This window comes from Methylocystis sp. NC52PC (genome assembly GCF_055698645.1).
This window is the reverse complement of sequence record NZ_CP170127.1, coordinates 406,499-432,952: the sequence shown is the minus strand read 5'-3', so window position 1 is coordinate 432,952 and position 26,454 is coordinate 406,499. Positions and strand designations below refer to the sequence as shown.

Annotated in this window: 24 protein-coding genes; 12 read left to right on the top strand and 12 right to left on the bottom strand. The window is 65.2% G+C overall.

Annotated elements, in window-relative coordinates:
• Positions 1–6 precede the first annotated feature (6 nt).
• A complete protein-coding gene (locus ACETII_RS03960; protein WP_363349616.1) occupies positions 7–303 on the bottom strand; it encodes a hypothetical protein in 297 nt (98 codons plus the stop codon).
• A gap of 71 nt (positions 304–374) precedes the next feature.
• Positions 375–1,466 (bottom strand): AI-2E family transporter, encoded by a 1,092-nt coding sequence (locus ACETII_RS03955; RefSeq protein ID WP_472787215.1) that lies wholly within the window; start codon positions 1,464–1,466, stop codon positions 375–377.
• A gap of 126 nt (positions 1,467–1,592) precedes the next feature.
• On the opposite strand from ACETII_RS03955, the gene dinB reads away from it, so the two are divergent.
• Positions 1,593–2,708, top strand: coding sequence for a DNA polymerase IV (gene dinB, locus ACETII_RS03950; protein ID WP_472787214.1), 1,116 nt, complete (start codon positions 1,593–1,595; stop codon positions 2,706–2,708).
• A gap of 67 nt (positions 2,709–2,775) precedes the next feature.
• Here dinB and fae read toward each other — a convergent pair whose 3' ends face one another.
• The 5 genes from fae to ACETII_RS03925 form a co-directional block, all read right to left on the bottom strand.
• Positions 2,776–3,315 carry a formaldehyde-activating enzyme gene (gene fae / locus ACETII_RS03945; RefSeq protein ID WP_472787213.1) on the bottom strand — a complete coding sequence of 180 codons (540 nt, stop codon included), beginning with the start codon at positions 3,313–3,315 and terminating at the stop codon, positions 2,776–2,778.
• A 71-nt stretch (positions 3,316–3,386) separates the two neighbouring features.
• On the bottom strand, positions 3,387–4,454 hold the full coding sequence (locus ACETII_RS03940) for a quinone-dependent dihydroorotate dehydrogenase (protein ID WP_472787212.1): 1,068 nt from the start codon (positions 4,452–4,454) through the stop codon (positions 3,387–3,389).
• Positions 4,451–4,789 (bottom strand): DUF952 domain-containing protein, encoded by a 339-nt coding sequence (locus ACETII_RS03935; protein ID WP_472787211.1) that lies wholly within the window; start codon positions 4,787–4,789, stop codon positions 4,451–4,453. Before ACETII_RS03935 ends, ACETII_RS03940 begins: the two co-directional genes overlap by 4 nt.
• 108 nt (positions 4,790–4,897) lie before the next feature.
• Complete coding sequence (mdoH, locus tag ACETII_RS03930) at positions 4,898–7,105, bottom strand: glucans biosynthesis glucosyltransferase MdoH (protein ID WP_472787210.1); 2,208 nt, start codon at positions 7,103–7,105, stop codon at positions 4,898–4,900.
• On the bottom strand, positions 7,093–8,631 hold the full coding sequence (locus ACETII_RS03925) for an OpgD/OpgG family glucan biosynthesis protein (protein ID WP_472787209.1): 1,539 nt from the start codon (positions 8,629–8,631) through the stop codon (positions 7,093–7,095). Before ACETII_RS03925 ends, mdoH begins: the two co-directional genes overlap by 13 nt.
• 193 nt (positions 8,632–8,824) lie before the next feature.
• Between ACETII_RS03925 and glmU the strand changes: the two genes are divergently transcribed.
• The 4 genes from glmU (at position 8,825) to ACETII_RS03905 (ending at position 13,813) form a co-directional block, all read left to right on the top strand.
• The gene (gene glmU / locus ACETII_RS03920; protein ID WP_472787208.1) at positions 8,825–10,183 is read left to right on the top strand and encodes a bifunctional UDP-N-acetylglucosamine diphosphorylase/glucosamine-1-phosphate N-acetyltransferase GlmU; all 1,359 of its coding nucleotides are present in this window, start codon (positions 8,825–8,827) and stop codon (positions 10,181–10,183) included.
• A 102-nt stretch (positions 10,184–10,285) separates the two neighbouring features.
• Positions 10,286–12,121, top strand: a complete 1,836-nt coding sequence (gene glmS, locus ACETII_RS03915) for a glutamine--fructose-6-phosphate transaminase (isomerizing) (protein ID WP_472787207.1) — start codon at positions 10,286–10,288, stop codon at positions 12,119–12,121.
• Positions 12,122–12,237: 116 nt separating this feature from the next.
• Positions 12,238–13,062, top strand: a complete 825-nt coding sequence (locus tag ACETII_RS03910; protein ID WP_363351190.1) for an ABC transporter permease — start codon at positions 12,238–12,240, stop codon at positions 13,060–13,062.
• The gene (locus ACETII_RS03905; protein WP_472787206.1) at positions 13,052–13,813 is read left to right on the top strand and encodes an ABC transporter ATP-binding protein; all 762 of its coding nucleotides are present in this window, start codon (positions 13,052–13,054) and stop codon (positions 13,811–13,813) included. Before ACETII_RS03910 ends, ACETII_RS03905 begins: the two co-directional genes overlap by 11 nt.
• A 62-nt stretch (positions 13,814–13,875) precedes the next feature.
• Here the strand turns inward: ACETII_RS03905 and ACETII_RS03900 are convergent, their stop codons facing one another.
• From ACETII_RS03900 to ACETII_RS03890, 3 genes are all read right to left on the bottom strand, one after another.
• Entirely contained in the window at positions 13,876–14,148 is a 273-nt protein-coding gene (locus ACETII_RS03900) for a phosphopantetheine-binding protein (RefSeq protein ID WP_472787205.1), read from the bottom strand.
• Between the two features lie 107 nt (positions 14,149–14,255).
• Positions 14,256–15,413, bottom strand: a complete 1,158-nt coding sequence (locus ACETII_RS03895) for an LptF/LptG family permease (protein WP_363349604.1) — start codon at positions 15,411–15,413, stop codon at positions 14,256–14,258.
• Between the two features lie 44 nt (positions 15,414–15,457).
• Positions 15,458–16,351, bottom strand: coding sequence for a hypothetical protein (locus ACETII_RS03890; protein ID WP_472787204.1), 894 nt, complete (start codon positions 16,349–16,351; stop codon positions 15,458–15,460).
• Positions 16,352–16,400: 49 nt separating this feature from the next.
• On the opposite strand from ACETII_RS03890, the gene ACETII_RS03885 reads away from it, so the two are divergent.
• The 6 genes from ACETII_RS03885 to ACETII_RS03860 all read left to right on the top strand — a co-directional run bounded on the left by ACETII_RS03885 (position 16,401) and on the right by ACETII_RS03860 (position 22,445).
• Positions 16,401–17,660 (top strand): glycosyltransferase, encoded by a 1,260-nt coding sequence (locus ACETII_RS03885; protein WP_472787203.1) that lies wholly within the window; start codon positions 16,401–16,403, stop codon positions 17,658–17,660.
• On the top strand, positions 17,657–18,889 hold the full coding sequence (locus ACETII_RS03880) for a glycosyltransferase (protein ID WP_472787202.1): 1,233 nt from the start codon (positions 17,657–17,659) through the stop codon (positions 18,887–18,889). Before ACETII_RS03885 ends, ACETII_RS03880 begins: the two co-directional genes overlap by 4 nt.
• Positions 18,890–19,073: 184 nt before the next feature.
• Entirely contained in the window at positions 19,074–19,853 is a 780-nt protein-coding gene (locus tag ACETII_RS03875) for an outer membrane protein (RefSeq protein ID WP_363349600.1), read from the top strand.
• A 105-nt stretch (positions 19,854–19,958) separates the two neighbouring features.
• Entirely contained in the window at positions 19,959–21,044 is a 1,086-nt protein-coding gene (gene hrcA, locus ACETII_RS03870) for a heat-inducible transcriptional repressor HrcA (protein ID WP_472787201.1), read from the top strand.
• 325 nt (positions 21,045–21,369) lie between these two features.
• On the top strand, positions 21,370–21,894 hold the full coding sequence (locus ACETII_RS03865; RefSeq protein WP_363349598.1) for an ABC transporter permease: 525 nt from the start codon (positions 21,370–21,372) through the stop codon (positions 21,892–21,894).
• A 59-nt stretch (positions 21,895–21,953) separates the two neighbouring features.
• Entirely contained in the window at positions 21,954–22,445 is a 492-nt protein-coding gene (locus ACETII_RS03860) for a hypothetical protein (RefSeq protein ID WP_363349597.1), read from the top strand.
• Positions 22,446–22,495: 50 nt separating this feature from the next.
• Here ACETII_RS03860 and ACETII_RS03855 read toward each other — a convergent pair whose 3' ends face one another.
• Both ACETII_RS03855 and ACETII_RS03850 read right to left on the bottom strand, forming a co-directional pair.
• Positions 22,496–23,824 (bottom strand): erythromycin esterase family protein, encoded by a 1,329-nt coding sequence (locus tag ACETII_RS03855; RefSeq protein ID WP_472787200.1) that lies wholly within the window; start codon positions 23,822–23,824, stop codon positions 22,496–22,498.
• 71 nt (positions 23,825–23,895) lie between these two features.
• The gene (locus ACETII_RS03850) at positions 23,896–25,173 is read right to left on the bottom strand and encodes a cystathionine gamma-synthase family protein (RefSeq protein ID WP_472787199.1); all 1,278 of its coding nucleotides are present in this window, start codon (positions 25,171–25,173) and stop codon (positions 23,896–23,898) included.
• Between the two features lie 169 nt (positions 25,174–25,342).
• On the opposite strand from ACETII_RS03850, the gene ACETII_RS03845 reads away from it, so the two are divergent.
• On the top strand, positions 25,343–26,437 hold the full coding sequence (locus ACETII_RS03845; RefSeq protein WP_472787198.1) for a hypothetical protein: 1,095 nt from the start codon (positions 25,343–25,345) through the stop codon (positions 26,435–26,437).
• Positions 26,438–26,454: the final 17 nt, after the last annotated feature.

Sequence of the window (26,454 nt, the reverse complement as noted above, 5' to 3'; positions counted from 1 at the left end):
TTTCCGTCAGCCTTCGCGGCGATCGAGATGCTCCCGCACCGCGATGACGACGGATCCGAACTCGGTCAGAAATTCGGGGTCGCCCCACAGGCATCGCTCCGTGGCCATGAGATAGCGCAGCTTCTCGATGAATTCGGCGTCGCTTCGGCACGGGCGCATGGCGACGTCATAGCGGGCGATGTCCTCCTCCCGGCTGGCGTTGAGAAAGCCGTCATCGTCCTCGTGCGTCGCTTCGAACTTCTCGAAGGCCGCGCGATGCGCCTTGATGACCTTGGAAAGGCCAGACGAGAGAGATGGGATCATCGGCGCGCTCCTTTCGCTGCCCCTCCCGGAATTATGGGGCGGCGTCGGACGCCCGCCGCTCTTCGGTCGCTTCACGCGCCTATTTTCTCCGAGGCGGGCGGGGCGGCGAGGTCGCGCCACAGCGACGCCAGCGCCGCCATGATGGCCGGTCCGAGGAAAAGCCCCAGCAACTGGAAACATTCGACGCCGCCCAGAATGCCGAGCAGAACCCAAAGAAAGGGGATTTTCGTCTCGCCGCCGATCAGCGCCGGGCGAACGAAATGGTCGGCGACGAAGACGACGATCGCGCCCGTGATCGCGATCATGGCCGCCTGCGCCGCGCCGACGCTCACGGCGGCGACGAGCGCCGCGACGCCGATGGCGATCGCTGCGGCGAAGGGGATCATGGCGGCGAAGGCGGTGAGCGCGCCGAGCAGGATCGGGTGCGGCGTCCGCGTGAGGACATAGCTTGCCGTCATGATCAGGCCTTCCCCGAGCGCGACGAGCACCAGCCCATTCAGCGTGCCGCGCACCGAAACGATGACCTGCCCCGCGAGGCGTTCGCCGCGCGCGCCGAAGAGTTTGCGCGAGGCCACGCGCGATTGGCCGATGACGCTCTCTCCAGAGCGGAAAAGGAAGAACAGCGTCAGCAGGCAGACGATGAACAGCATGGCGCGGCGAAAGGCGTTGGCGCCGAGGCCAGCTCCGACTTCGCGCGCCGAGGCCGTGTTCAGCTCATGGAGAAGCTCCGTCGCCCAGCCGGCGTGGGAGAGATGCGCCGCCCACCATTGAGCGACCCAGGGGCCGGCGTAGGGAAGGCGCGCGAGCTGTTGGGGAACGGGAAGCCCGGCGTCTCCCGCCGCTCGGACGTAATCGATGAGCTGACGCATTTCGACGAGCGCGTCGACCGTCAGCGTCGCGATCGGCGCAAAAATGACGACGCCGACGAGCGCCGTACACAGGAAAGCCGCCGCTTCGGCGGAGAGATGCGCGCGGCGCCGGAAGCGCAGATAGAGCGGCCACAGCGCCACCGCGAAGACGAGCGCCCAAAGCAGCGCGTGAAGATAGCCGGAAAGGACATAAACGCCGGCGGCGAGCAGCAGGACGCAAACGATGGCGGAGGCGACGGTCTGCCGCCACGACATGGGTTCAATCTGGCGCCTCGACGCCGCTTCCGCTTCCATCGCGTTCGTCCTCTGTGAATGTTCCCCCCGAAGGTCGCAGAAACGGCTTCGCTTGCCCAGCGGCGCGCTGGCGCCTGACGGACGCGCGACAGTCCATTAAACTCGGGCGCGATGGACCCGACTCCGATGGAGGAACCAGGAACCGGCGAGCCGGCCGACCCGCCGCGGCCGCGCAAGATCATTCACGTCGACATGGACGCCTTCTACGCCTCCGTCGAGCAGCGCGACAATCCGGACTTGCGCGGCAAGCCCGTCGCCGTCGGCGGCGCGCGGGAGCGGGGCGTGGTGGCGGCGGCGAGCTACGAGGCGCGGCGCTTCGGGGTTCGCTCGGCCATGCCCTCGGTCACCGCGCGACGGAAATGTCCGGAGCTGATTTTCGTCCGCCCGAGATTCGACGTCTATCGGGAGGTTTCCCTGCACATTCGCCAGATCTTCGCCGAATATACGCCGCTCATCGAGCCGCTCGCGCTCGATGAGGCCTATCTCGACGTCACCGACAATCTCAAGGGCATGTCGTCGGCGACTGAGATCGCAGAGGAAATTCGCGCCCGAATCCGCCGCGAGACCGGGCTGACGGCCTCCGCCGGGGTTTCCTACAACAAGTTCCTCGCGAAAATCGCGTCAGACCATCGCAAGCCCGACGGGCTTTTCGTCATTACGCCCCGCATGGGTCCGTCTTTCGTGGAGACGCTGGAGGTCGGCCGGTTCCATGGCGTCGGACCCGCGACGCGCGACAAGATGAATCGGCTCGGCATTGTCGCCGGCGCCGACCTCAAGGCGCAGTCGATGGCGTTCCTGGAGCGCCATTTCGGCAAGGCCGGGGGCTATTATTATTGGATTTCGCGGGGCGTCGACGCGCGTCCCGTGCGCGCCAACCGCCTTCGGAAATCCATCGGCGCGGAAAATACTTTTCTGGAGGACATTTTCGACCTGGCGGCGGCGCGGGCGGCGTTGGCGCCGATCGCCGACAAGGTCTGGCGCGCCTGCGAGAAGAACCGGATCCGCGGCCGCAGCGTCACGCTCAAAGTCAAATACGCCGATTTCCGGCTCATCACGCGCACGCGCACGGGCGCGGCGGCGGTCGCTTGTCAAAGCGAATTCGAGGAAATCGCTTTCGCTCACCTCGAACCGATCTTCCCGACCGCCAGGGGCGTGCGTCTGCTGGGCCTCAGCCTGTCCGCGCTCGAAGGGGAGGGGAGCGCTACGCCGCGTCAGCTCGCCTTCGACTTGAGCCCGGATTAAGGCGACGGCTGAGGCCTCATCCCAAAGCATGAAGCGGCGACGCGGGACGCGCCGCCGCAGGCTTGTCCTATTCTTCGAACACGCCTTCCAGCGCGTAATGGGAGATGGTCTTGCGGTTGGCGATCAATTCGTCGACCGTCGGCTCGCCCTTCAGCGCGCGCGAGATGGCAAGCTTCGTCGCCTCGTAATTGGTGCGGTAGAGATCCCTCTTGTCGAGGTTCTCGTCCGTCGCGCAGCGCGGGTCGAGCCAGATCATGATGATCATGCAGAGTTCGTTCGCCTGCGTCTTCGGAATGATCCCTTCCGCGACGCAATCGACGATGGCGTCGGCCGTCGCCGCCTGCACCACGCCGCCGAGCAGCTCGACATAGGCTTCGGACTTCACCGTCATCTTGGTGGTCATCATGGTCGCGGGGCGAACCTGCTGGTTGAGGTCGCGGATGACGAACATGCGCGGATGGCCCGCGACCTGCCCGGTCATGGCGGCGAAGGCGTGTCCGACCGGCCCCTTCACATTCCCAATCAGCACTTCCGGCATCGCGTCCGTATATTGCCCCTCCGCCGCGAGAACCGTCGCCTCGCCCGTCGCCAGCCAAATATCGCTCATGCTGCGTTCCTCATTGTTTTCCGATGCGCGCGCATAGCATTGCGCGTCGTCGCAGGAAAGCCGGCGCGGCTTCAGGGCTCCCGCGCGGCGGTCGCGGCCGCCTTGCGGCCGACGAGCGCAGCGAGCGTCGTCCGCTCGCGGTCGAGCGCGGCGAGAAGGCCGGCCTTGAGTCGCGCGACCAGTCCCGGCCCCTCGTAGACGAGCGCCGAATAAAGCTCAACGAGGGTCGCGCCCGCCTCGATCTTGGCGAGCGCGGTCTCCGGGCTGTCGATCCCGCCGACGCCGATCAGCGGAAACTGGCGTTCGACCCGCAGAAAGGTCTGCGCGAGCATATAGGTGGAGAGGGCGAAGAGCGGCGCGCCCGACAGGCCGCCGCCTTCGGAGGCTTGAGCGGCGCGCAGCGTCGCGGGCCGGGAGACGGTCGTGTTCGAGACGATCATGCCGTCGACGCGCCGCTCGCGCGCCACGCGCACAATGCCGTCGAGTTGCTGCAGAGAAAGATCCGGGGCGATTTTCAGCAGCACAGGCCGTCGCACGGCGGCGGCGTCGCGGGCCGCGATCACGCGCGCGAGAAGGTCGGAGAGCGCCCCGGGCTCCTGCAAATCCCGCAGGCCCGGCGTATTGGGCGAACTGACGTTGATCGTGAAATAGCGCGCCACTTCCGCAAAGGCCCTGACGCCCGCGACATAATCGGCGACGCGGTCCTCCGCCTCCTTGTTCGCGCCGATGTTGACGCCGACGAGGCCCGCGGGCACGCGCCGAGAGAGACGCGCCAGCGCCGGCCCGTGTCCCGCATTGTTGAAGCCGTAACGGTTGACGACGCCGCGGTCCTCGACGAGACGGAAGGCGCGCGGACGCGGATTGCCGGGCTGCGGGCGCGGGGTCAGGGTGCCGACCTCGACGAAGCCGAAACCGAAACCGAGCATGGCGTCGGCGACCTCGGCGTCCTTGTCGAAGCCCGCCGCGAGGCCGATCGGATTGGGGAAGTCGAGCCCAAAGGCGGAGACGGCGAGGCGGGGATCGTCGCTTTGGGGCGCACGCGCCGGGAGAAGCTTCAGGCCGGCGATGGTGGCGCGATGCGCGTCCTCGGCGTCGAGCAGGCGCAGAAAAGGCGAAGCGAGACGGAAAGGATCAATCATAGCAGGCCCGTGAAGTCATGGCGCCCGCTCCGCAGCGGCAGCGGCGCGACGCTTGTGACGGCGTCCAGAGACAGCGGGGCGTAGAGATGCGGGAACAGCGCGCCGCCGCGGGAGACTTCCCATTTCAGCGTCGGGCCCAACCTTTCCGCCGTGACGGCGACCAGGAGCAAATCGGTCTGCCCGACGAAATGCCTGGCGGCGGTTTCCTGGGCCTGATCCGCGGTGGAGAAATGGATGTAGCCGTCGGCGAGGTCGACGGCGGCGCCGCGATAAACGCCAACGGTCTCCGCGGCGCGCCATTCGGGCGCGGAGACGATTTTGTAGATGAGCGTCAACGTCGTTTTGCCCCTTCCGTCTCCCTCCCGCGCGAGCGCAGGAGGACGACGCGCCGTTTTCGTGTTCCGCTCTCTTCGCGCATCGGCGTCAAAGGGTTGGAGCGGGGATCACTCCGCCGCCCTGGCGCTCGCCGCCTGCTTTTCGGCCTTGCTCGGCAGGCGCGCGATCATGGCGATCAGCGCGCGGTCAGAGAGCGCCACCAGACGCTCGCCGCGATTGAGCCAGGCGACGACGTCCTCGATCGTCTCGGCGTCGGCGATCTTGGCCTCGGCGACCGCCCGATCGGCGGTGATCGCGCCGCGTTGGCGCGGCTTGCGCGTCGGCAGCCAGGCTTCGTGCAGCGCCCGCAGCTCGGGGTCGGCATGGAGGGCGGTAAGGCCGTTGACTTCGTCCTCCTCCGCGCGCCCCAGCGCCTTCGAGAGCGCCTTGCCGCGCTTGGCGATCGGCGGCGTCGTCGTCTCTTCCGGCGTGACCAGCACGCCGGCGCGGCGAAAGACGAGGCCGAGCCAGCGCTGGCTGGTGAGCCAGGAAATCGGAATGGCGAGGATGAGGCCGGCAATCGTCGGCGACATCCAGGCGACGAGCGAGGGCGAGATCAGAAGGCCCGCGACGAGACTGAGCGCGCCGAGCGCCACATGCGAGCGGTGGCGGCGCACGATGTCGATGAAGGGCACGGAGCCGTCGTCGCGACGCTGGGGATCCCAGCCGGTGTCGAAGCCGAAGACGATATGCACGACATGGCCGGTCTGGATCAGCATCATGATCGGCGCCAGCAGCGCCGACAGCACGATCTCGAACAGGGTCGAAATCAGCAACATGAAAACGCCGCCCGAGCCCCTGCGCGTCTCCGGCTCGTAGATGGCGACGAGCAGGCCGAAGAATTTCGGCGCGAGCAGAATGCCCATGGTCAAGGCGAAGAGCTCGAGCGAGCGCTCCGCGTCAAATCGCGGGAAGGTCGGGAAGAGCGCGAATTCGCTCGTGAAATATTCCGGCTTGAAATAGCTCGCCTGGAAAACGATCACGATGCCGACAAGGAGTTGCAGCAGCCACAGCGGCGATGTGAGATAACCGAAGATGCCGGTCAAAAAGTGCTGGCGAGATGCCCAGCTGAGCCCCCGCGCGAAGAGCACGCGCGCGTGCTGGAGATTGCCCTGGCACCAGCGCCGGTCGCGGATCGACAGGTCGATGAGCGAGGGCGGGCTCTCCTCATAGGAGCCGCCGAGCGTCGGCATCATATAGACCGCGTAGCCGGCGCGGCGGATCAGCGCCGCCTCGACGAAGTCGTGCGACAGAATATGGCCGCCGAACGGCGGCCGGCCGCGCAGATCCGGCAGGCCGCAGTGGCGCGCGAAAGCCTCGGTGCGGATGATCGCATTGTGTCCCCAGTAATTGCCGTCGCGCCCCATCCAGCAGGAGAGGCCCACGGCGATCACCGGCCCATAGATGCGCGCGGCGAACTGCTGCACGCGGGCGAAGAGTGTGTTGCGGTTGATGATCAGCGGCAGCGTCTGGATGATGCCGGAGTCGGGGTCGGCCTCCATCGCCGCGGCGAGGCGCACGATGGTCGGGCCGGTCATCAGGCTGTCGGCGTCGAGCACGACCATATGCGCATAGGCGCCGCCCCAGCGCGAGACGAAATCCTCTATATTGCCGGCCTTGCGGCCGACGTTCTTCTCACGCCGGCGATAGTAGATGCGCGCCTTGGGGCCGAGCCGGCGGCGGATGCCGATGAACGCCCGTTCCTCCGCGACCCAGACGTCGGGATTGGTCGTGTCCGACAGAAAGAACCAGTCGAAATGCTCGCCCAGGCCCGTCGCCTGCACGTCTTCGTAGATGGTTTGCAGCGCCGCGAAGACCCGGCTCGGCGCCTCATTGTAGATCGGCATGACCACGGCGGTCTTTTTAGCGAGCGTCGCCGGCAGCGCGGGGGCCGGCCGCTTGGAGAGAAGCGCCGCGAAGCCGACGACGGCGCTCGCGAAACTCAACGCGATCCAGGAGAAATTGAGCACGAAGAGCGCCAGCAGCGCCCATTTCAAGGTCGTGACGCCGCCGACGTCGATGACCTTGTACATCTGCCAGCCGCCGTAAACCGTCAGCGCCAGGCCGCCGCCGAACGTCACGAGACGCGCGAGCCAGGGCGTCTCCCACAGCTGCGGGGCCAGCGGTTTGCGAAACTGCCGGCTGTCATATTTGTAGAGGTTTTGCGCAGGCATCGACAGCCGCTGCTCGATGGGGGTCGGCGGGGCCGCGGCAGGGTCGATATTGTTTTGCGCCGGGGGAACGGCGTCGACGGGCGCGAGTGTCAGGGAGTCCATCTATAAAGCCAGGTTTCGCTGATCGGCTCCTCGTCCGCGTGCAGGACGAGGCGCATTTCGCAGTAGTTCTCGCCGGCCGGGTCGAGGTCGAATACAACGCGGCACGTCTTCGCCTGCGGATTGAGAAACGTGCGAACGTTGGTGGCCGATCCCGGAGAGGTGGTCAAGGCGGCCGAAAGTCGCGCGGTTTTTTGCGGATCGGCAAGAACCTCGCCCGAAAAAACGACAATAAAACGGCGTCGCTTCAGGCCCGGCAAATGACCCGCCCGCGAGTCGACGGCCGCCGCCATGGGCGGCCGGCTCGGCGGGTCCCAGCACCAGAACTGCCGATAGGCGAACGTCGCGGCGCCGCCGCCGACCAGGGGCGTCTTCGGCCGCCAATAAGCGACGATATTTTCGTTGTTCTCGGATTCGGACGGGATTTCGACGAGTTGCATCGCGCCCTCGCCCCAATCGCCGAGCGGCTCGACCCAGAGCGACGGGCGGCGCTCCCAATGCTGGTCGTCGTCCTGATAGTCCGCGACGTCGCGTTTTCTCTGCAACGCGCCGAAGCCCTTGGGATTGACGTCGACGAAGGACGAAAATTGCAGCTCCTCGCGATTGGAGACCGGCCGCCACAGCCATTCGCCCGCGCCGGTGAGCATCTGGATGCCATTGATCGCCGCCGCCATGGGCCGCAGATCGTTGTTGCGTCGCCGGGAGTCGAGGGGCGTGTGAAGCGAGGCCGCAGCGAAGCCCGCAAGCCCGTAATGATCGACGTTGGTGCGGGAAAAGAGCGTCAGCTCGGTGTCGATCAGCGTCGCCTCGCCGGGGCGCAGGGTGAAGCGATAGACGCCGGCGACGCTCGGCGAATCGAGCAGCGCGTGAATGACGAGCGCATTGTCGCCGAGCGTCGGCCTTTCGATCCAGAACATGCGGAAGGCGGGAAATTCCTCGCCGCGCGGATCGGCGGTGCGAATGGACAGCCCGCGGGCGGTGACGCCCAGATTCTGGCCAGCCGCCACGGCGCGATAAAAGCTCGCGCCCTGGAAGATCGCGAGTTCCGCCTCGCCGCCGCCGGGCGCCGCGTGGAGCACGCGAAAGCCCGAATAGCCGAGATCGGGCAGTTTCTCCGGAATCTTCAGTCCGCCATAGTCGAAACGGTTCTGGTCGTAGGCGATTTTCGTCGCGGCGCCGTTCTCGACGACGAACAGGTCGACGGCGGTCGTGAAAATATTGCCGCGGTGCAGCGGCTCGATGGAAAAACCCTTGTTCTCTCCAGTCCATAGCGCCGAGCCGGGCTTCGTCTTGATGCCGACGAACTGTTCATAGGAGAGGCTGGCGAATGGCTCGCGCAGATCGCTTGGCGGCGGCGCGTAGGGCTTGGCGGCGAGCGCGCGCGCCAGATCGACGATGAGCTGCTGGGAAAAGGGCGCTGGAGCCGGCGGGGCCGGCGGCTGGCTGGGCTGCGCCTGCGCGACAGCGGGCGCGAGGCCGGAGGCGAGAGCGCCGAAGGCCGCTTTCAAGACATCTCTTCGTTCAAACATTGAGCAACCGGGAGCGGGGTCGGGGGGCGGCTTTGTCGCGTCTTTCCTCTATAGAAGAAAATCGTGGAACCGAAAGGGCATTGTTCCGGCGCGCGGCGTTGCGGGTCGGCCCTTGCCCTTGCCCGCTCGAATCTGCAACAAACAGGCCGCCGACCGCGCGCCTTCGCCGCAACCTCGAAACCAAAGGCCCGTAATGCCGAGCCAGCGCAAAGCGCTCGCCGTCGTCCTCGCCGCGGGCGAGGGGACGCGCATGAAATCCGACCAGCCGAAAGTGCTGCATCAGGTGGCGGGACGCTCCATGCTCGCCCATGTGCTCGCCGCCGTCGCCGTCGCCGGCGTCGAATCGGTGGCCGTCGTCGTCGGCCCTGGCCGCAACGACGTGCGCGACGAGGCCTTGCGGCTCGCCCCGCATGCGCGGGTCTTCGTGCAGGCGGAGCGGCTCGGCACGGCCCATGCGGTTCTGGCCGCGCGGGAGGCGATTGCGGACGGCTGTGACGATCTTCTCGTGCTTTTCGCCGACACCCCGCTCGTCACCGGCGCGACCATCCTCGCTCTCCGTGCGGCGCTTGCGGAGGGCGCCGGCGTTGCGGCGCTGGGCTTCGCGGCGGCCGATCCCTTTGGCTATGGCCGGCTGCTGCAGGACGACTCGGGGCGCCTGCTCGCGATCCGCGAGGAAAAGGACGCAAGCGACGCCGAGCGCGCCGTCCGCTTGTGCAACGCCGGCCTCATGGCGATCGACGGCGGGAGCGCGCTCGACTGGCTCGGCCGGATCGGCGCCGCGAACGCCAAGGGCGAATTTTATCTGACCGACGTGATCGAGATCGCCCGCGACGCGGGGCGGACGGCGCAGGTCGTGCGCGCCGAGGAGACGGAAGTGCTCGGTGTCAACGACCGCATTCAGCTCGCGCAGGCGGAGGCCGTCGCCCAGAACCGTCTGCGCCGCGCCGCGATGGCGGCCGGCGTGACCATGGTCGCGCCGGAGACCGTCTTTCTCTGCGCCGACACGGCTTTCGGCCGCGACGTGCTGATCGAGCCGCATGTCGTTATCGGGCCGGGCGTCTCCATCGCCGACGGGGCGGTGATTCATGCCTTTTCGCATCTCGAGGGCGCGAGCGTCGGCGCCGGGGCGACGATCGGCCCCTATGCGCGGCTCAGGCCGGGAGCCAGGCTGGCCGAAAAGGCCAAGGTCGGCAATTTCGTGGAAATCAAGAACGCCAACGTCGCGACGGGGGCCAAGGTCAATCATCTGACCTATATCGGCGACGCGGACATTGGCGCGAACGCCAATATCGGCGCGGGAACAATCACCTGCAATTACGACGGCTTCTTCAAATACCGGACCGAGATCGGCGAGAACGCCTTCATCGGCTCCAATTCGGCGCTGGTGGCGCCGGTGAAGATCGGGGCGGGGGCCTATGTGGGGTCGGGCTCGGTCGTCACCAAGAACGTCGCCGCGGACGCCCTCGTCGTGGCGCGCGGGCGGCAAATGGAGAAGGCTGGCTGGGCGGCGTCGTTCCGCGCCGCGCAGGCTGCGAAGAAGGCGGCGAAATAGACCGCCGGTTGCAATTTCGCCGCAGCCGCGCGCTTGTTGTCGTTCCGCCGCGCGCTCCGGCGCCGGGATGGCGACGCTTTTGTGGGTTTTTTGGAGGCTGCCATGTGCGGAATCGTCGGGATTTTAGGAAAGGGCCCCGTCGCCGGGCAGCTCGTCGAGGCCCTGAAGCGGCTCGAATATCGCGGCTATGACTCCGCTGGCGTCGCCACGCTTGAAGGCGGCGGCCGGCTCACCCGCTTGCGCGCGAGCGGCAAGCTCAAAAATCTCGAGGAAAAGCTCGCAGCGACGCCGCTGGCCGGCGCGATCGGCATCGGCCATACGCGCTGGGCGACGCATGGCAAGCCGACTGAGAACAACGCGCATCCGCACGCCGCGGCCGATCGCGTTGCGGTTGTCCATAACGGCATCATCGAAAATTTCCGGGAGCTGCGCGAGGAATTGACCGGCCGCGGCCATAAGTTCGCGTCGGAGACGGATTCGGAGGTCGTGGCCCATCTCGTCGCCGAGCGGCTCGCCGCGGGCGACGCGCCGGAGGCGGCGGTCGCGGCGGCGCTCAAGCGGCTCAAGGGAGCCTTTGCTCTGGCCTTTCTCTTCGACGATCAGCCCGATTTGCTGATCGGCGCGCGGCGCGGCTCGCCGCTGGCCGTGGGCTGGAGCGCGGACGGCGCTTATCTCGGCTCGGACGCGTTGGCGCTCGCGCCTTTCGCCACCTCCATTGCTTACCTGGACGAAGGCGACTGGGTGGCGCTGCGCCGCGACGGCGCGCAATTTTTCGACGCCGCCGACATGCCGGTCGAACGCCGCCGCCTGCCGCTGACGCCGGGCTCCTTCCTGGTGGACAAGGGCAACTATCGCCACTTCATGGCGAAGGAAATCCACGAGCAACCGGAGGTCGTCGGCCGCACGCTCGCCCATTACCTCGACCTCGCGGAAGGGGTCGTGCGCCTGCCGTTCGAGTTGAATATCGATCCGAAGTCGCTGTCGCGCGTGACGATCTCGGCCTGCGGCACCGCCTTTTACGCCGGCCTCGTCGCCCGCTACTGGCTGGAGCGCTTCGCCCGCCTGTCGGTCGAGATCGACATCGCCTCGGAGTTTCGCTACCGCGATCCGCCGCTTCCCGACAACGGGCTGATGATCGTCGTCTCCCAGTCCGGCGAGACCGCGGACACGCTCGCCGCGCTGCGCTACGCCAAGGAGCATGGGCAGCACATTCTGTCGATCGTGAACGTCGAAACGTCGACCATCGCCCGCGAGAGCGACACGGTGGCGAAGACCCTCGCCGGGCCGGAAATCGGCGTCGCCTCCACCAAGGCCTTCACCTGCCAGCTCGCCGTCTTCGCCTGCCTCGCTTTGGCGCTCGGCCGGGCGCGCGGCGTCCTGACCAAAGAGCGCGAGCAAGAGCTCGTCGCCGAACTCGTCGCCGCTCCCGGCCAGATGGCCGAGGCGCTCAGTCGCGAGGCGCAGATCGAGCCCGTCGCCCGCGACGTGGCGCGCGCCTCCAGCGTCCTCTATCTCGGCCGTGGCCCCTCGTTTCCGCTCGCCATGGAGGGCGCGCTCAAGCTCAAGGAACTCTCTTACATCCACGCCGAGGGCTATGCGGCCGGAGAGCTCAAGCACGGCCCCATCGCGCTCATCGACTACGCCATGCCGGTGATCGTGCTGGCGCCGCCGGACGCGAGCCTGGAGAAGACCGTCTCGAATCTCCAGGAAGTCGCGGCGCGCGGCGGTCATCTCATTCTGATCGGCTCGCCGCGCGCCCGCGACGCGGCGGCGGCGGAGCTGGCGGGCTATATCGAGATGGCCGAGTCGGTCGCCGGTCCCTTCGCGGCCCTGGTCTACGCCGTGCCGGCGCAGCTCCTCGCCTATCACGTTGCGACGTTCATGGGCAAAGACGTCGATCAGCCCCGCAATCTGGCGAAGAGCGTCACCGTGGAGTAGGGGCGGCCCCCGTCGACGGCAGACGGGCGCCCGCCATTGACAGCGCCCCGCCCAAACTGGTCTATGCGGGGCCAATGCGGCCGCGCGGCCGCGCCAAAGCAAAGGACGTCGACCCGTTGCTCGCATCCATCCCGCCCGCCTATGTCGCCCCCTTCGAGCGGGCCTGGCGTCACCGGGAGCTGATCCGCGCCGTGGTGCGGCGCGAATTCATCTCACGCTTCCGCGGCTCGCTGCTTGGCCCCGCCTGGGCTGTGCTCTCGCCGCTCATCATGCTGCTCACCTATACGGTGCTGTTCTCCATCACCGTGCCGCAACTCTCCGCCGGCATGAGCGTGACGGAATACGCCAGCGGCATCTTCATCGGATTGATCGTCTTCAACCTCTTCAGCGAACTCGCCTATCGCGCGCCGATCCTGCTCCACGAGCATGTGAATTTCGTGAAACGCTCGATTTTTCCAAGCGAGACCATCGCCTGGACCGCGACCATTCGCGCCTTCACTTACGCCGGCGTGGCCTTTGCCGTTTACGTCGCCTTCCGACTGGTTACCGCGGGAACGCTGCCGCTGACGATCGTCTTGACGCCGCTGCTGATCGTTCCCTTCGCGCTGTTCATTTTGGGCGTGGTCTGGTTTCTCATGGCGCTCGGCGCCTTCACGCGCGACGTCGCCCATATCATGGCCTCGATCGTGCCGGTGCTCATGTTCGCGACGCCGATCTTCTACCGCCTGGAGCAGATCGACGCGATGTCGCCCTCGACAGCCTATTGGCTACGCCTCAATATTGTCGGAGATTACATAGAAATGATGCGCGCCCTGGCGCTCGACGGGCGTCTGCCGAATATTTTCGGCTATCTTATCGTCGTCGCCGTCTCCTACGCCATCTTCCTGGGCGGCTATCAGTTCTTCATGCGCTATAAATCGGTCATCGTCGATGTCATCTGAGCCCTCCATCCGCTGCGCGGGCATCGGCAAAGCCTTCCAGCTTTACGCCCATCAGAATGATCAATTGAAGCAGGTCCTCTTTGGTCTGTGGAAGAAATTCTACAGGGAAAAATGGGTCCTGCACGACGTCAATTTCACGGTAGGCAAAGGCGAGCGGGTCGGCATCGTCGGCCGCAACGGCGCGGGCAAGACGACCCTGCTGCAGATTCTGTGCGGCATCACCATGCCGACCAAGGGCGTTTTCGAGGTCGATGGCCGCATCGCGCCGATCCTTGCGCTCGGCTCCGGTTTCGACGGATTATTGACCGGGCGCGAGAACGCCCGCATCGGCGCCGCCATCCTGGGCCTGTCCCGCAAGGAGGTCGATGCGCGGATCGAGGACATCGCCGCTTTCGCCGACATCGGCCCCTTCTTCGAGCAGCCGATGCGCACCTATTCGATGGGCATGATCGCGCGCGTCGCCTTCGCGATCTGCGCCCATGCGGACGCCGACGTGCTGATCGTCGACGAGGCGCTGTCGGTCGGCGATGAAATCTTTCAGCGCAAATGTGAAAGATATATTCAGGAATTCAGCCGGACCGGCACAATCCTGATGGTCTCGCACGACCTCAACTTCCTCGAAAATCTGTGCGACCGCGTGCTTTGGCTGGAAAATGGCGTGGTCCGCGAGATCGGCGCGCCCGCCAAAATCATCGCCGATTACCGCGCCGCGATGATGTCCGGGCAGCCTGCTGTTGTTCAGGCGAGTTGACCAAAAAAAATAGCCCGGCGTGGCCGGGCTAAGTCTGGCTTGAAAGAGAGCAACGACTCGCGTCAGGCCGCCTTTCGGCTGTCTGGGCGGTCCATCTCGGCCTGCCACAGCGACAAGACCGCCAGGGCGATCGCCACGATAGAGGCCATGGTTTCGCGTCGCATCGCGTCGGGCGGGAAATCGACCTTGAACGCGCGCTCGATCGCGACCATCAAACGCGCCGCATCGAAAGACGTCATGCCGAGGGCGTAAAGATCGGCGCTCGGGGTCAGCTGCGCCGCCGGAACGTCTAGGCTCGTCTCTTCCTCGATCAAGCGCTGAATCGTTGCGAACATTTTAGCTCTCCGCGCCGCTTCCGAATTTCCATGCTGTGACGGTAATGGAGCAGAGGGCGGGAGGCTGTGCGGGGCCGCACGCGTCGCGTGGGTCTGGGATGCGCCGATCAGGCGATCGGCGCGGCGTAGCCCGGCGCCGTCGAGAAGTCTTCGACGCGCCTTGGCCTCTGGCTGTAACTCAGCCGCGCGATGAGCCAGAGCGAAACGAAAATTTCCGCAGCGAGCAAGGCCAGAAGGAGAAGCGCGAACCAGGCGTTCACGCGCAGCAGCGATTCCAGCGCCACGAGATAGACGATATGCGCCGCCGGGACGGCGACGATCGGGAGACTGCCCGACGCGCCGCGCCGCCCGGTGATATTGCCGAAGGCGAGCGTCAGCGCGATGGCCAGAAGCGTGTGGGCAAGAGCGAGCGCCGGCACGCCGAACCGCTTGGCGGCCTCCGCCATCCACTCGCCATATTGTCGGGGGTCGGCTTTCGCCGTCGTGCGATTGGCGAGGAAGGCGAGGCCGGGGAGTTCGTAAACGCCGCGCCAGCCGCGGTCGGGAAGCGCGCCGTTGCCCTGCATCGGGAGCGCCATGGCGTATTCGTCGAAGTTGGCGATGCGCACCTCGCCGCCGGTGATCGAGCGGGTCTGAATGCTGCCGTTCGAAAGCGCGATGATGACGCCGGCCTCGTTGCGGCGGAATTCCGCGCGCGCCGCGGTGATCGTTTCTTCCTGCATTTTCTCGACCGAGAGCTGCCGCAGGAAGAGGTTGGCCGCGATGTCGGGCGTAATCCAACGTTCGATATAGAGAGTCTTGCCGCCGGAAGAAAAGCTGTAGAACCGCGCCGCGTCGAGCATGCGATGATTGAGCGAATTGCGCACGACGTTTAGCACGTCCTGCATATTGCTCGCATAATGCGGCGCGACGAAATTTGCGAGGACATAGCCGAGGAAGACGATGACCGCGGCGAGGCTCAACGCCGGCCGGCAGATCGCCCAGGGCGACAGGCGCAACGCGTACATCACGGCGATCATGCCCTCGCTCGCCATGCGCGAGAATTCCAGCGCGGCGGCGACGCCGATGGCCATGGGCAAAGTGACGAAAGCCACCGTCGGCGTCACGCCGACGAGGGCCGGTATGACGAGCCCGCCGCGCACGGCGGCCGGCGGCAGCTGATACAAAAGATAAGACAGAACGACCGGAACCGAGAGCGCGAGCTGCACGACGAGCACGGAGAAGCCGACGCGCTTGAGAAGATAGGAAAACAGCAGGCGGGGCATCGCCTAAGGCTCTCTCTTCGTCGTCATCGCGCCATCCTGCCGCGTCATTTCTTGAAACGCGCCCATGCAGCCTTCGAATATTCCGTCCAGGCGGGGTCGAAGACGCCGCGCGCGGGCAGGGCGGTCGCGCCCGCCCAATGAGCAAAATAGATTTCCTTGCCCTCGTAATCGAGCGGCTTGCCGTCCTTGAAGGTCACCCCCGGCGCCTTGTAGAAGCTTTCGTGAGACGCGCCGGGCACGACATGGGGCAATAGCTCGATCTTGAGCCCGCGGCGATGGGTGACGAAATTCACGAGCGGCTGCGCGAAGAGCTGGCCGCGTTTGCGGACGTCGTGGAAAATCTCCGAATCCGCCTTCATCGTCTCGATGAAATTGGAAAGCGTCAGATATTTGTTGGACGTGACCCAGAAGCCGTCGTTGAAGAGCAGCACGTTGTCCAGGAAAGGATATTTGCTGCGCCGATCATTGTAGACGTATTCGAAGCTCGGCGAGGCGACGATGAATTCGGTTTTCCCGGCCTCGAGCCTGCCGAAGATCGGCGTGAAGTCGCGAAACAGGATCACGTCGACGTCGACATAGGCGACTTCGTCGAGCGGCAGAGCGAGCGCCTGCAGCTTGCGGAGGCGGCGGCGATTACTGTTGAAGATCCCGGGGTAGAGCTCATGGGAGAGCTTGTCGATCTCGACCGGCTCCTCGGCGACATAGGTCGCGCCATAGAGGTCCGCCGCGCGGCGGGTCATTTCGACATTGTCGTCGTAGGGGATGAGATAGAGGGGCAGCGACGAATTGGTGTCGCGGTAGCTCTCGAGGAACGGCAGCAGCCAGTCGATGATCTTGTCGTTGCCGACAATGGCGACGCCATAGCGCTTTTGCGGGGCGGCCGCGCCGGCCTCGGCGTCGGGGGCCCGCAGGGGTGGATTCGGGAGACGAAGGCTCATATAGGGGGGTGTACTTGTAAAATTCGGGCAAAAGCAAGGGGGCGGACGATTGGTCGAGATTTCCGAGGCGCCGCCGGGCGATGCGCCGCCCCTCGGCAGGCCGCTTTTGGGAAAAACGGTCGCCGTCGTGCATGCCGCCTGGCACAGTTGCGGCAGTTATCAGGTCAATGTCAGCCAGATCGCCGCCTATCGGGCGCTCGGCGCGCGCGTCCTCTCGATCGCCATGATGGACGACATTGGGGCCCCGCCGCTGAAGGGCGGCCGCTGGCCGGCCTATGTCGCCGCGACGCAGGGCGTCGGCGCCGACCGGCGGTTTTATTCCGGCGCGCCCGTTTCCGCGCTCGCGGGGCGGCTGCTGATCGACGGCTGGTGGCGGCTCATCCATGGCGATCAGGCGAGCTGGCTCGTTGAACTCGCCAAGCGCGCGCCTTTGCCGGAGGGTTTCGCGGACGAGTCGGTCGACCTCATCCACGCCAATCATTATTTTACGCTTCCCTTCGTCGAAACTTTGAAGCAGGGCCGCCGGATTCCAGTGCTGCTGGAGACGCAGGACATTCAGGCGCGCCAATATGCGCTGCGCAACAAGGGCGGTTTCTTCATCCCGCCCTATGCGACCTATGACGACATGTTGAAGATCGAACTCGATTGGATGCGCCGCGCCGATCTCTGCGTGCATCTCAACGAGGAGGAGGACCGCGACTTCCGTCGACTGCTGCCGGAGGCGAGGCATCGGCTCATCTATCCCGCCGTGCCGGAGGCGCCGCGCGCGCGCGGGCGCGACATCATCATCGTCGCGAGCGACAATTACGCCAACTATTTGAGTCTTCGCTGGTTTCTTGAGAATGTCGCGCCGCGCGCGGCGGGCGCCAAAGTCGCCATATACGGAAACGTCGACGGCGGCGTGAAGCGCCGCGATCCGGCGCTCTACGAGTCGCACCGCCCGCTGTTCAAGGGCCGCGTCGAGGATATCGGGGCCGTCTACGCCAACGCCGGCTGCGTGCTGTTGCCGACGGTTGAAGGGCATGGCCTGTCGATCAAGGCCGTGGAGGCGCTTTCCTGCGGGGCGCCGCTGGTGGCGACGCCGCTCGCTTTCCGCGGCATGAATATCGAACCTGCGGCGCTTTCCAACGTCGCGCTCGCCGGGGACGCCGCGCAATTCGCTCAATATTGGCAAGAGGCGCAGGCGCGCGCGGATCGAGGCGAAACGCCGCCGCTCGCAAGCGATACGCGGCGCCTCTACGAGGAGGCGTTCAGCCCGCAGGCCTATGCGCGCACGCTCGCCGCGGCGCTTGACACGATCACGGCATGAGCGGCTCCCCGCTCGCCGGCCGGCGCGTCGCGCTTCTGCATCCGGCCTGGCACTCCTGCGGCACCTATCGCGTCGTGCTCGGTCAGATCGCCGCCTATCGCGCCCTCGGCGCCGAGGCGTCGCCCATCGCGATCAGCACCGATCCGGGGTTTCTCCCGCAACGGCGCTGGCTATGGCGTTCCTTTCTGACCGCTACCCCCGAGCTCGAGGGGAGCCCGCGCCATCTCGGCGGCGCGCCGCTGCATGTTCTCTTCGAGCCAGGCTTTTTCAGAGGAGTCGTCTGGCCCTATCTGCATGGCGACCAGGCGGCGATCCGCCTCGGGCTCGTCTCCCGCGCGCGGTTCTCGCCGGGGGTCGAGGAGGCGGAATATGACCTTGTCCACTGCAACCATTTCTTTCTGATGCCGGCGGCGCGGCGCCTCGCCCGCGGTCGCGCGCCGATCCTTTTGGACACCCACGACCTTCAGGCGCGGCAATTCGCGCTGATCAATGAGCGCATGCCCTGGTTGCGCCCGCGCGTGACCTATGAGGAGATGCTGGCGCAGGAGCTCGCCGCCATGCGCGGCGCCGACCTTCTCCTGCATCTCAATGCGCGGGAGGCGGAGGAATTTCGCGGCCTTCTGCCCAAGAAGCGACACGCGCTGCTCTATCCGCCGACGCCGCCGGCGCCCACCGGACCGGGCGGGCCGGACATTGTGATCGTTTCGAGCGACAATACGGCCAATGTCGAGAGCCTCATTTGGTTCCTGCGCGAGGTGGCCCCCCGGGCGCCGGGCGTCGAAGTGAAGATCGCCGGCAGCGTCGCCGATGGCGTCAGGGCGCGGGCCGGCGAGCTTTATGCGGCTTACAAGAACTGGTTTCTCGGACGCGTCGCGGAGCCCGGCGCCGTCTACGCCGGCGCCCGGCTGGTTCTGCTGCCCACGATCGGCGGCACCGGCCTTTCCATCAAGACGGTCGAAGCCATGTCCAGCGGCCTGCCGCTGATCGCGACGCCGCAGGCCTTGCGCGGCATGGACGACGCAGCGCTGGCGCTCCCGGGCGTCACGATCGTCGAGACGGCCGAAGCTTTCGCCGCCGCGCTCAGCGCCGCCGCCGTCGCGCCGCCCCCTTCCGATTCGCAGCGCGCCTCGAGCGCGGCCAGGGCCTATTACGAGAGGCGTTTTTCGCTCGCCGCCTATCGGGCGGGGCTGCAAGCCCTGGCTGCGCCGCTGATGGCGGCCGTCTCGTAAACTCTCTCCCCTCGATTTCAAGCACTTGCGCGCGACTGTGACCCGGCCGCAACGCTGCCGCAAAATTGGCCAAATGGGTGGCGCCGCAGATTTCGCCTTGAAAGGTCGAGTGTTAATTTGACGACTGAGTTTTTTCGATGCTGCGCCGGGGACCGGGCGGCCTTGCTGTTGGAGAGATGATCAAATGACTTTCAAGGCTACGGTTTTTGGCGCGATCGCGTCGCTTGTCGCCGTCGGCGCCGCTGTCGCCGCGGATCTGCCCAGCTACAAGGCTCCCCCGCCGCCCCCGCCGCCGGCGGTGTTCGATTGGACGGGCTACCACTTCGGCGTGAGCGGCGCCTGGGGCGGCGGCTCCGCCGGCTACAATTCCAATATCTCCGCGCTTGGCTTCGGCGGCATCGCCGGATGGACGAACGTTCAGTCGTCCTATGACACGAGCGGCTATCTCGTCGGCTTCCAGAGCGGTTCGACCTGGCAGCTCCCCAATAATGTGGTTGTGGGCTACGAGTCGGAGTTCAACTACGCGGACGTGAACTCTAACAACGGCGGCGTATGGGGCGACACGCTGCGCAGCAATCTGCGCTGGTTCGGCGCCGAGCGCCTGCGTTTCGGCTACGCCTTCGGCCGTCTGCTGCCCTATATCACCGGCGGCCTCGCCTATGGCCAGTTGCACACCACTGGCGTTTACAGCTTCGCGGGCATTCCCTTCCCGACCTCGGTCAGCCATTGGCAGGCCGGCTGGACGGTGGGCGCGGGTCTCGAATACGCCGTTCTCAACAATATCAGCGTGAAGGCCGAATATCTCTATACGAGCCTCCAGGGCAACTTCGGCTCAAGCTTCGGCCCGCAGGCCTATCGCACCTTCGTCGGCTCGGGCTTCGACACGCATATCGCCCGCATCGGCATCAATTACAACATCAAGAACTTCGGCGCTCTGATCGGCATGCCCAACCTGGGGCTGTAAGGCTCGGACCGCCGCAGAAAATCGAAAGCCCGGCTCGCCGCCGGGCTTTTTTATTGCGCTTTTCCCGGTCTCGACGCCGCGCGCCGATGCGTTATTCTTCTGCTCATGATCCGACAGTCGCCGATCATCCCGCCCGCGGCCAATCTGGCGTTGCTCACCGAGCGCTCGCGCGAGATTTTCAGACAGCTCGTCGACAGCTATCTCGCGACCGGCGAGCCCCTCGGCTCCCGGCAATTGTCGCGTCTGCTGCCGATGACCCTCTCGCCCGCCTCTGTCCGCAACGTCATGCAGGACCTCGAGGAGCTGGGCCTGATCTATGCGCCGCACACCAGCGCCGGCCGTCTTCCAACCGAGCTCGGGCTTCGCTTTTTCGTCGATTCCATGCTCCAGATCGGCGACCTCGCCGACGCCGAGCGGGTCCGCATCCAGGCCGGCGTCGAGGCCGCCTCCAAGGATCGTGATTTCGAGGGCGTGCTGGCGGAGGCGACGAGCCTGCTTTCGGGCCTTACCCGGGTCGCCGGCGTCGTCGCCGCCACCAAGGAGAATGTGCGCCTCAAGCAGATCGATTTCGTCAGGCTCGAGCCGGAGCGGGCGCTCGCAATTCTCGTGGCCGACGACGGCACGGTGGAAAACCGCGTCATTCCGGTGTCGCGGGACCTTCCGGCGTCGGCTCTCGTGGAGGCCGCCAATTATCTCAACGCCCGCATCACCGGGCGCACGCTGGCCGAGGCGCGCGAAGGCATAGAGGCGTCGCGCCGCGCCGCACAGACTGAGCTCGACGAATTGACGGCCCGGCTCGTCGAGGCGGGGCTTGCGAGCTGGGCCGGCGCATCCGGCGAAAGCCGCCAGTTGATCGTGCGCGGACAGGCGCATCTCCTCGAGGATCTCACCGCCGCCGCCGATCTCGAACGCGTGCGCCTCCTCTTCGCCGATCTCGAAACCAAGACGGGCGTGATCGACCTTCTGGAGCGCGCCGAACAGGGCGAAGGCGTTCGCATCTTCATCGGCTCGGAGAACAAACTCTTCTCCTTGTCAGGCTCTTCTCTGGTGGCGGCGCCGCTTCGCGACAGCGAGCGTCGCATCATCGGCGCCCTCGGCGTGATCGGGCCGACGCGACTCAATTATGCGCGCATCGTGCCGATGGTGGATTACACGGCGAAGATCGTCGCCCGCGTGGTGGGCGGCGCCTGAAGAGTCGCCTGCAAAGCCAAGCTCAAGACCGCATAACCGCCGCGCCGCCAGCCGCGTCGCGATCATTTGCCGCTACGATTCGAGGCGTTAATAAGATTTACTGTGAAGCTTATGTTATTTGCGTCACAATAAGGAGCGATATCCGGCGCCCCTGTGACGGGTCGAAATTACGCGCAACCTTCTGAAAGAAGGAGCTAACAAGCGCCGTCTTCAGTATTTTTGACTTGAGCTGAGCTTATTTACATGTTGAGATTTTGCCGCAATCTTCTTCAATAAGGCGTCGAGGAGCGCTACACCCATCCGTTAGCGTATCGCGGAGGCATAAATGGACTCGCTGGATCTCGATCAGGTCGTCGACGAAATCATTCCGAGAGGCGATCAAAACTCGAAAAACCTGCGTCCGGTCGATTTGGCTCTCCGCCAGTCATTGCACGGCGGCGACGAGGCCGACGCGGCGCTTGCGCTCGTTTCCGAAGCGGCCGAGGCGATCCGCAAGCTCGAGGAGCAATCCGCTCAGGCGGTCGCGCGCGCACATAACGCCGCGAATACGGTGATGGAGAAATTGGAGCGCACGGTCGCGCGCGCCGAGCGCGCCGAGGCGGGGTTGCGCCAGGCCGAGGCGGAGATCAACGAACTTACCGCCAGCGCCATGCAGGCGCACAAGGATCTGGAGATGCTGCAATCGCTGCTGGCGTCCAGGGAAGCCGATCTTGCGGCGATGGAGCAGCGCGCGGCGTCTGCTGAAAAGCGCGCCGATGAGGCCAACGCCTCCATTCAGCGCATCGTCACCGCGATCCGCACGCAACTTCCCGTCGCCGCCAGCCTCGGCGACGGCCAGGGCGCTGACTGAGCCGCCGCCTGGCGCGCGACGACGCCTCGATCGCGCGCGCCAGTCTGCAGCATGAAAGCATGAATATTCCCCGGCCCTATCGTGACAGTCGCGACGACGAGCGCGCCTTTCACAAGATCCGGATTGCGTCGAGCGGCAGTGCTCAGACGATCAGCGACAGCGTCTTGCACGACATGGCGACGCTCGACTCGAAAAGCGCCGCTCTCCTGCAATTCATCTCCGTCGTGCTTGCCGCGCTCACCTTTTCGCTGGGCCTCGTCGATGGCGGCGCACCTTACGCACATGTCATTCGCGCGGGCGTTTTTGCCTTTATGGGCGTGTTCGGCTTCGCCGCATGGGCCGATTTGCGTTGCCTCAAGTCCATCGGCCCGGCGCGGCTGATCTATATGCAATCGGCCGAAGAATTCGAGAACGCGATGCTGACGGAGATTTCCGAGCGCCGCGACAAATATCTGCTGTCGCTGCGCGTCACCGAAATCGCCTTCATGCTGCTCGCGCTTTTCATCTTGCTCTGGGTGCTCTTCGCCGCGCGAGCGCATTCTATCTTCTAGACTTCCAACCATGGCCGAGAGCGCCGCCCGCTCCGTCCCTTTCCAGTAGGTCATAGGCCAAAAGGATAAGTATCTGGCGCTTCATGGGGTCGACCGCCCGGCAGCGGCGTCACGGCCTGCGTCTCTTCGAACCAGACATAGGCGTCGAACTGTTCTGCCAGAACAGCCTCGAAGTAATGGCTGAGGAACTCCGTATCCGGACGGTAGACGACGCCGATCGCGCGCTCGAGCATAGGTTCGCTCAAGACCTCCGCGAGAGAGCGTTTGCGCGGCTCGCGCCAATTGGTGAGCGATCGTTGGAGTCCGCTCCTGCGAAAAGCGTATTCGTAACTATCTTCGCGCGCCGGCAGCACGGTCTTGATTTCCATCGGATGGTCCCAGTCCGACGCCGCGGCGACCGAGCCGCGATCCGTGCCGAAGCCGATGAGCGCGGCGTCGTCGCCGAACGCCGTGCGGCAGAGTTCGCCAATGTTGAATTCCCCCGCCCAGCCCATCGCGGTCGCCGCTGCATTGCCAATATGGGAATTATGCGCCCAGACGACGGCTTTCGCGCCGGGTCCGCGATGCTTCAGCAGCGCCTGGAGCGTGTTGAACATGTGCCTGTCGCGCAAGTTCCAGGATTCGCGCGATCCGCGATACATCAGCCGATAATATTCTTCCGCGGCGCGCACGACTCTTGCGTTCTGCGCGGCGTCGAAAAACGCTTCGCCGTCGCTTCGCATGTAATCGAGCCGCCTGGAGAGCAGGCCGATAAGCTGCTCGGTCGCTTCGTCCTCGCAGGGCTTTTGCTGACCCCGCAGGACGGCGCGCCCGTAAATGGCGGGCGCGTCCTGCCATGGCGTGAGGCAGGCGTAGCGTCGTCGGGCGGCCTTCGCCGCCTCGGGATCGACCTGATCGAGATAGTCGACGACGGCGCCGATCGAGGCGCCGAGGCTGTAAACGTCGAGACCGTGGAAAGAGACGCGGCTTTCGGCCGGGCGTCGCGCATTGTGGTCGCGCAGCCAGTTGAGAAAGTCCATGACTTCGACATTGCGCCACATCCAGGTCGGGAAGCGGGCGAAGGCCTCGGCGGAATCGTCTTTCGGCGCATGATGGCGCACATAGCGGTCGATCCTCGCCGCGTCTGGCCAGTCGGCTTCGACGGCGACGATGGCGAAGCCGTGGTGCGCAACCAGTTCACGCGTAATGGCCGCGCGCGCCCGGTAGAACTCCGAAGTGCCATGCGTCGCCTCGCCGAGCAGCACGACGCGGGCGTCGCCGAATTTTGCGAAGAATCGTCCGAAGGCGTCGGCGCGCTCCGGGGGTGGGAGAGACTCGCTCTCGCCGATGAGGGCGTGCGTCACGGCCGAGCGGATGCTTTCACGGTTCAAGGCGGCCATCGACGTCTCCTTGAAGAAAACGCGCAAGCGTTCATTTAGGCGGACGCCTCGAAACAACCACCTTGCGCAGACTATCCGAACGCCTGCGTGATATCTGCAAGGAGATCATTGGCGTGCTCTATGCCGATCGACATGCGTATGAGCGACGGCGTAATCCCGATCTCGCGCCGCGCCTCCTCGCTCAAGCCGGAATGGACGGTTGTCGCGGGATGGCAGATGAGCGACTCCGTGCCGCCGAGGCTGACGGCGAGCTTGAAGATTTGCAGACGGTTGAGAAAGGCGAAAGCTTCCGCCTGGCCGCCGGCGACGTCGAACGAGAAAGTCGATCCCGCCGACTTGGATTGGCGCGCCATCAGCTGACGGGCCGGGTGGTCGTTTGCCAGGAGAGGCGGGTAATGCACGCGGGCGACTTTTGGATGTTCCGACAAGAAACGCGCCACGATTGCGGCGTTGGTCGCCGCACGCTCCATGCGCAGCGATAGCGTCTCGAGGGAGCGCGTCAGCATCCAGCAGGAGTGCGGATCGAGCTGCGTGCCGATGGCGCTGCGCATGGTGCGCACGGGTTTGAGATCGGCGGCCGAACCGATGATTGCGCCGCCAATGAGATCACTGTGACCTCCCACATATTTGGTGAGGGAATAGAGCGACAGATCGGCGCCATGCGCCAGCGGCGACTGGAACACGGGCCCGAGAAGCGTATTGTCGCAGCAGACGATCGGCCGCACGCCCTGACGATGTCCGATCTCCTCGGCGATCTGACGCACGAGCGCGATGTCGACCAGACTGTTCATCGGGTTTGAGGGCGTCTCGATGAAAATGATGGCGATGCGGCCTTCGGCGCTGGCGCGTTTCGCCGCGGCGCGGATATTTTCCGCGTCGAGCCCGTCGGTGAAACCCACGCCCTTGACGCCCAGAGGCGCGAGCGTTCTGGCGATAAGAACTTCCGTGCCGCCATAAAGCGGCCGGCTGTGCAGGACAATCTCGCCCGGCCGCACATAGGCGAACATCAGCGTGGCGATCGCCGCCATGCCGGAGGCGAAGACAAGCCCCGCCTCGGCCTTCTCGTGGATGGCGAGGCGATCCTCGACGATTTCGAGATTGGGATGATTGAAGCGCGAATAGACGAGTCCTGGCGGCGCGTCGGCGGGAAGCGGCTGCCGCCCGGCCATATAATCGAAAAAGTCGCGACCCTGCTCGGCCGTCTCGAAGACGAACGTCGAGGTGAGAAACACCGGCGGCTTGACCGACCCCTCGGAGAGGCTCGGGTCGTAGCCATAGCTGAGCATCAACGTTTCGGCCTGCAGCTCATGCTCGCCAATCTTGGACTTGTGATAACGCGGAGTGGCCATGTCTGGTCCTTTCCGGCTCGAGATCGGTGTGTTTGAACCAAATAAATAGCGCCGACTGCGGCAGGATCATTCGCCCGCTTCAGGGCTTGGACTTGTCCACGCGAGCGAATTGGGGCAGTTTCCCCGTCCATCCAAAGCCCCTTCGGCCCCTCCGGAAGAAACACACGATATGCAGAAGACGAGCACATCGCCGCGCGTGAAAATCGCCGCCCTTGTTTTCAGCGTGGCGATTTTTTGCGCAGCGCTCGTTGGAGTCGATCTCCTCATCTCCCGCCTTTCGCCGACCGGCGTCAATGAGCTGGATGCGCAATTGGGCTGGCGGCTCAAAAAGAACTTGATCTACAAGCGCGAAAAAACTGCGCTGAGCGGCCGCAAGTTCGACGTGACTCTGACAACTGACCCCTTCGGGACGCGAACCTACGGCGCCAATCGCGACGCCCCGGTGAAAATTCTCGTGCTCGGCGATTCCTACACAGGCGAGCCCTACGCCTCCGACGATCAGATGTGGTACGCGGCCTTCGTGCGCCATCTTGCGCGCCTGACCAATCGGCCGCTCGACGATTTCTATGTCGTCGCGGCGGCGTCGGGGGGCTATGGCACGTTGCAAAGCCTGTTGCTTTCCGACGAGGTCAAGAGTTTCTACACGCCGACGCTGCTGGTTCACCAGTTTTGCGACAATGATTTCGCCAACAACAGTTTCGAACTCGAACGGAAGTCCATCGTTCTCAATCAGTGGATGCTCAGGCCCTATCTCGCCAAGGATCGGCAAACGATCGTTTTCCACGAGGAGACGCTGGCGCGGCTCTATCGCTCGATGCTGTTTCGTTCGTCGCTCTTCGGACTTTTCGACAGGGCGCTGCAGGTGTCCCTGTCAAATCATTACGGCGGCTATCTGATGATTTCCCAGAAAGACAAGGACGCCTATTTGAAGGAACTGCGGGCCACGACCTATGATCCCGAGGCGATTGATCTGACCCGTTTTCTGCTTGCAAAAATACGCAAAAACTTCGAGTCGGCGCCGGCGTTGCTCGTCGATTGCCCCATCGAAGATTCGACTTTCAACGGTATCTGGGTCGACGTCGCAAAGGCGGCCGGCTTTGTTCCGATTACCGCGCCGTCCGATCGTCTCGTCGACGCGAGGACGCGCGGCGAAGCGGATCTCTTCGGCGCCGATGGGGCGCATCTGTCGGACCGGGGCAATGAGGAGATGGGGCGCATTCTGGCCGAGTCGGTGAAAGAGCTGGGGGTGCTCGGCGGCCAATGAGGCGAGCGGGCGCGAGG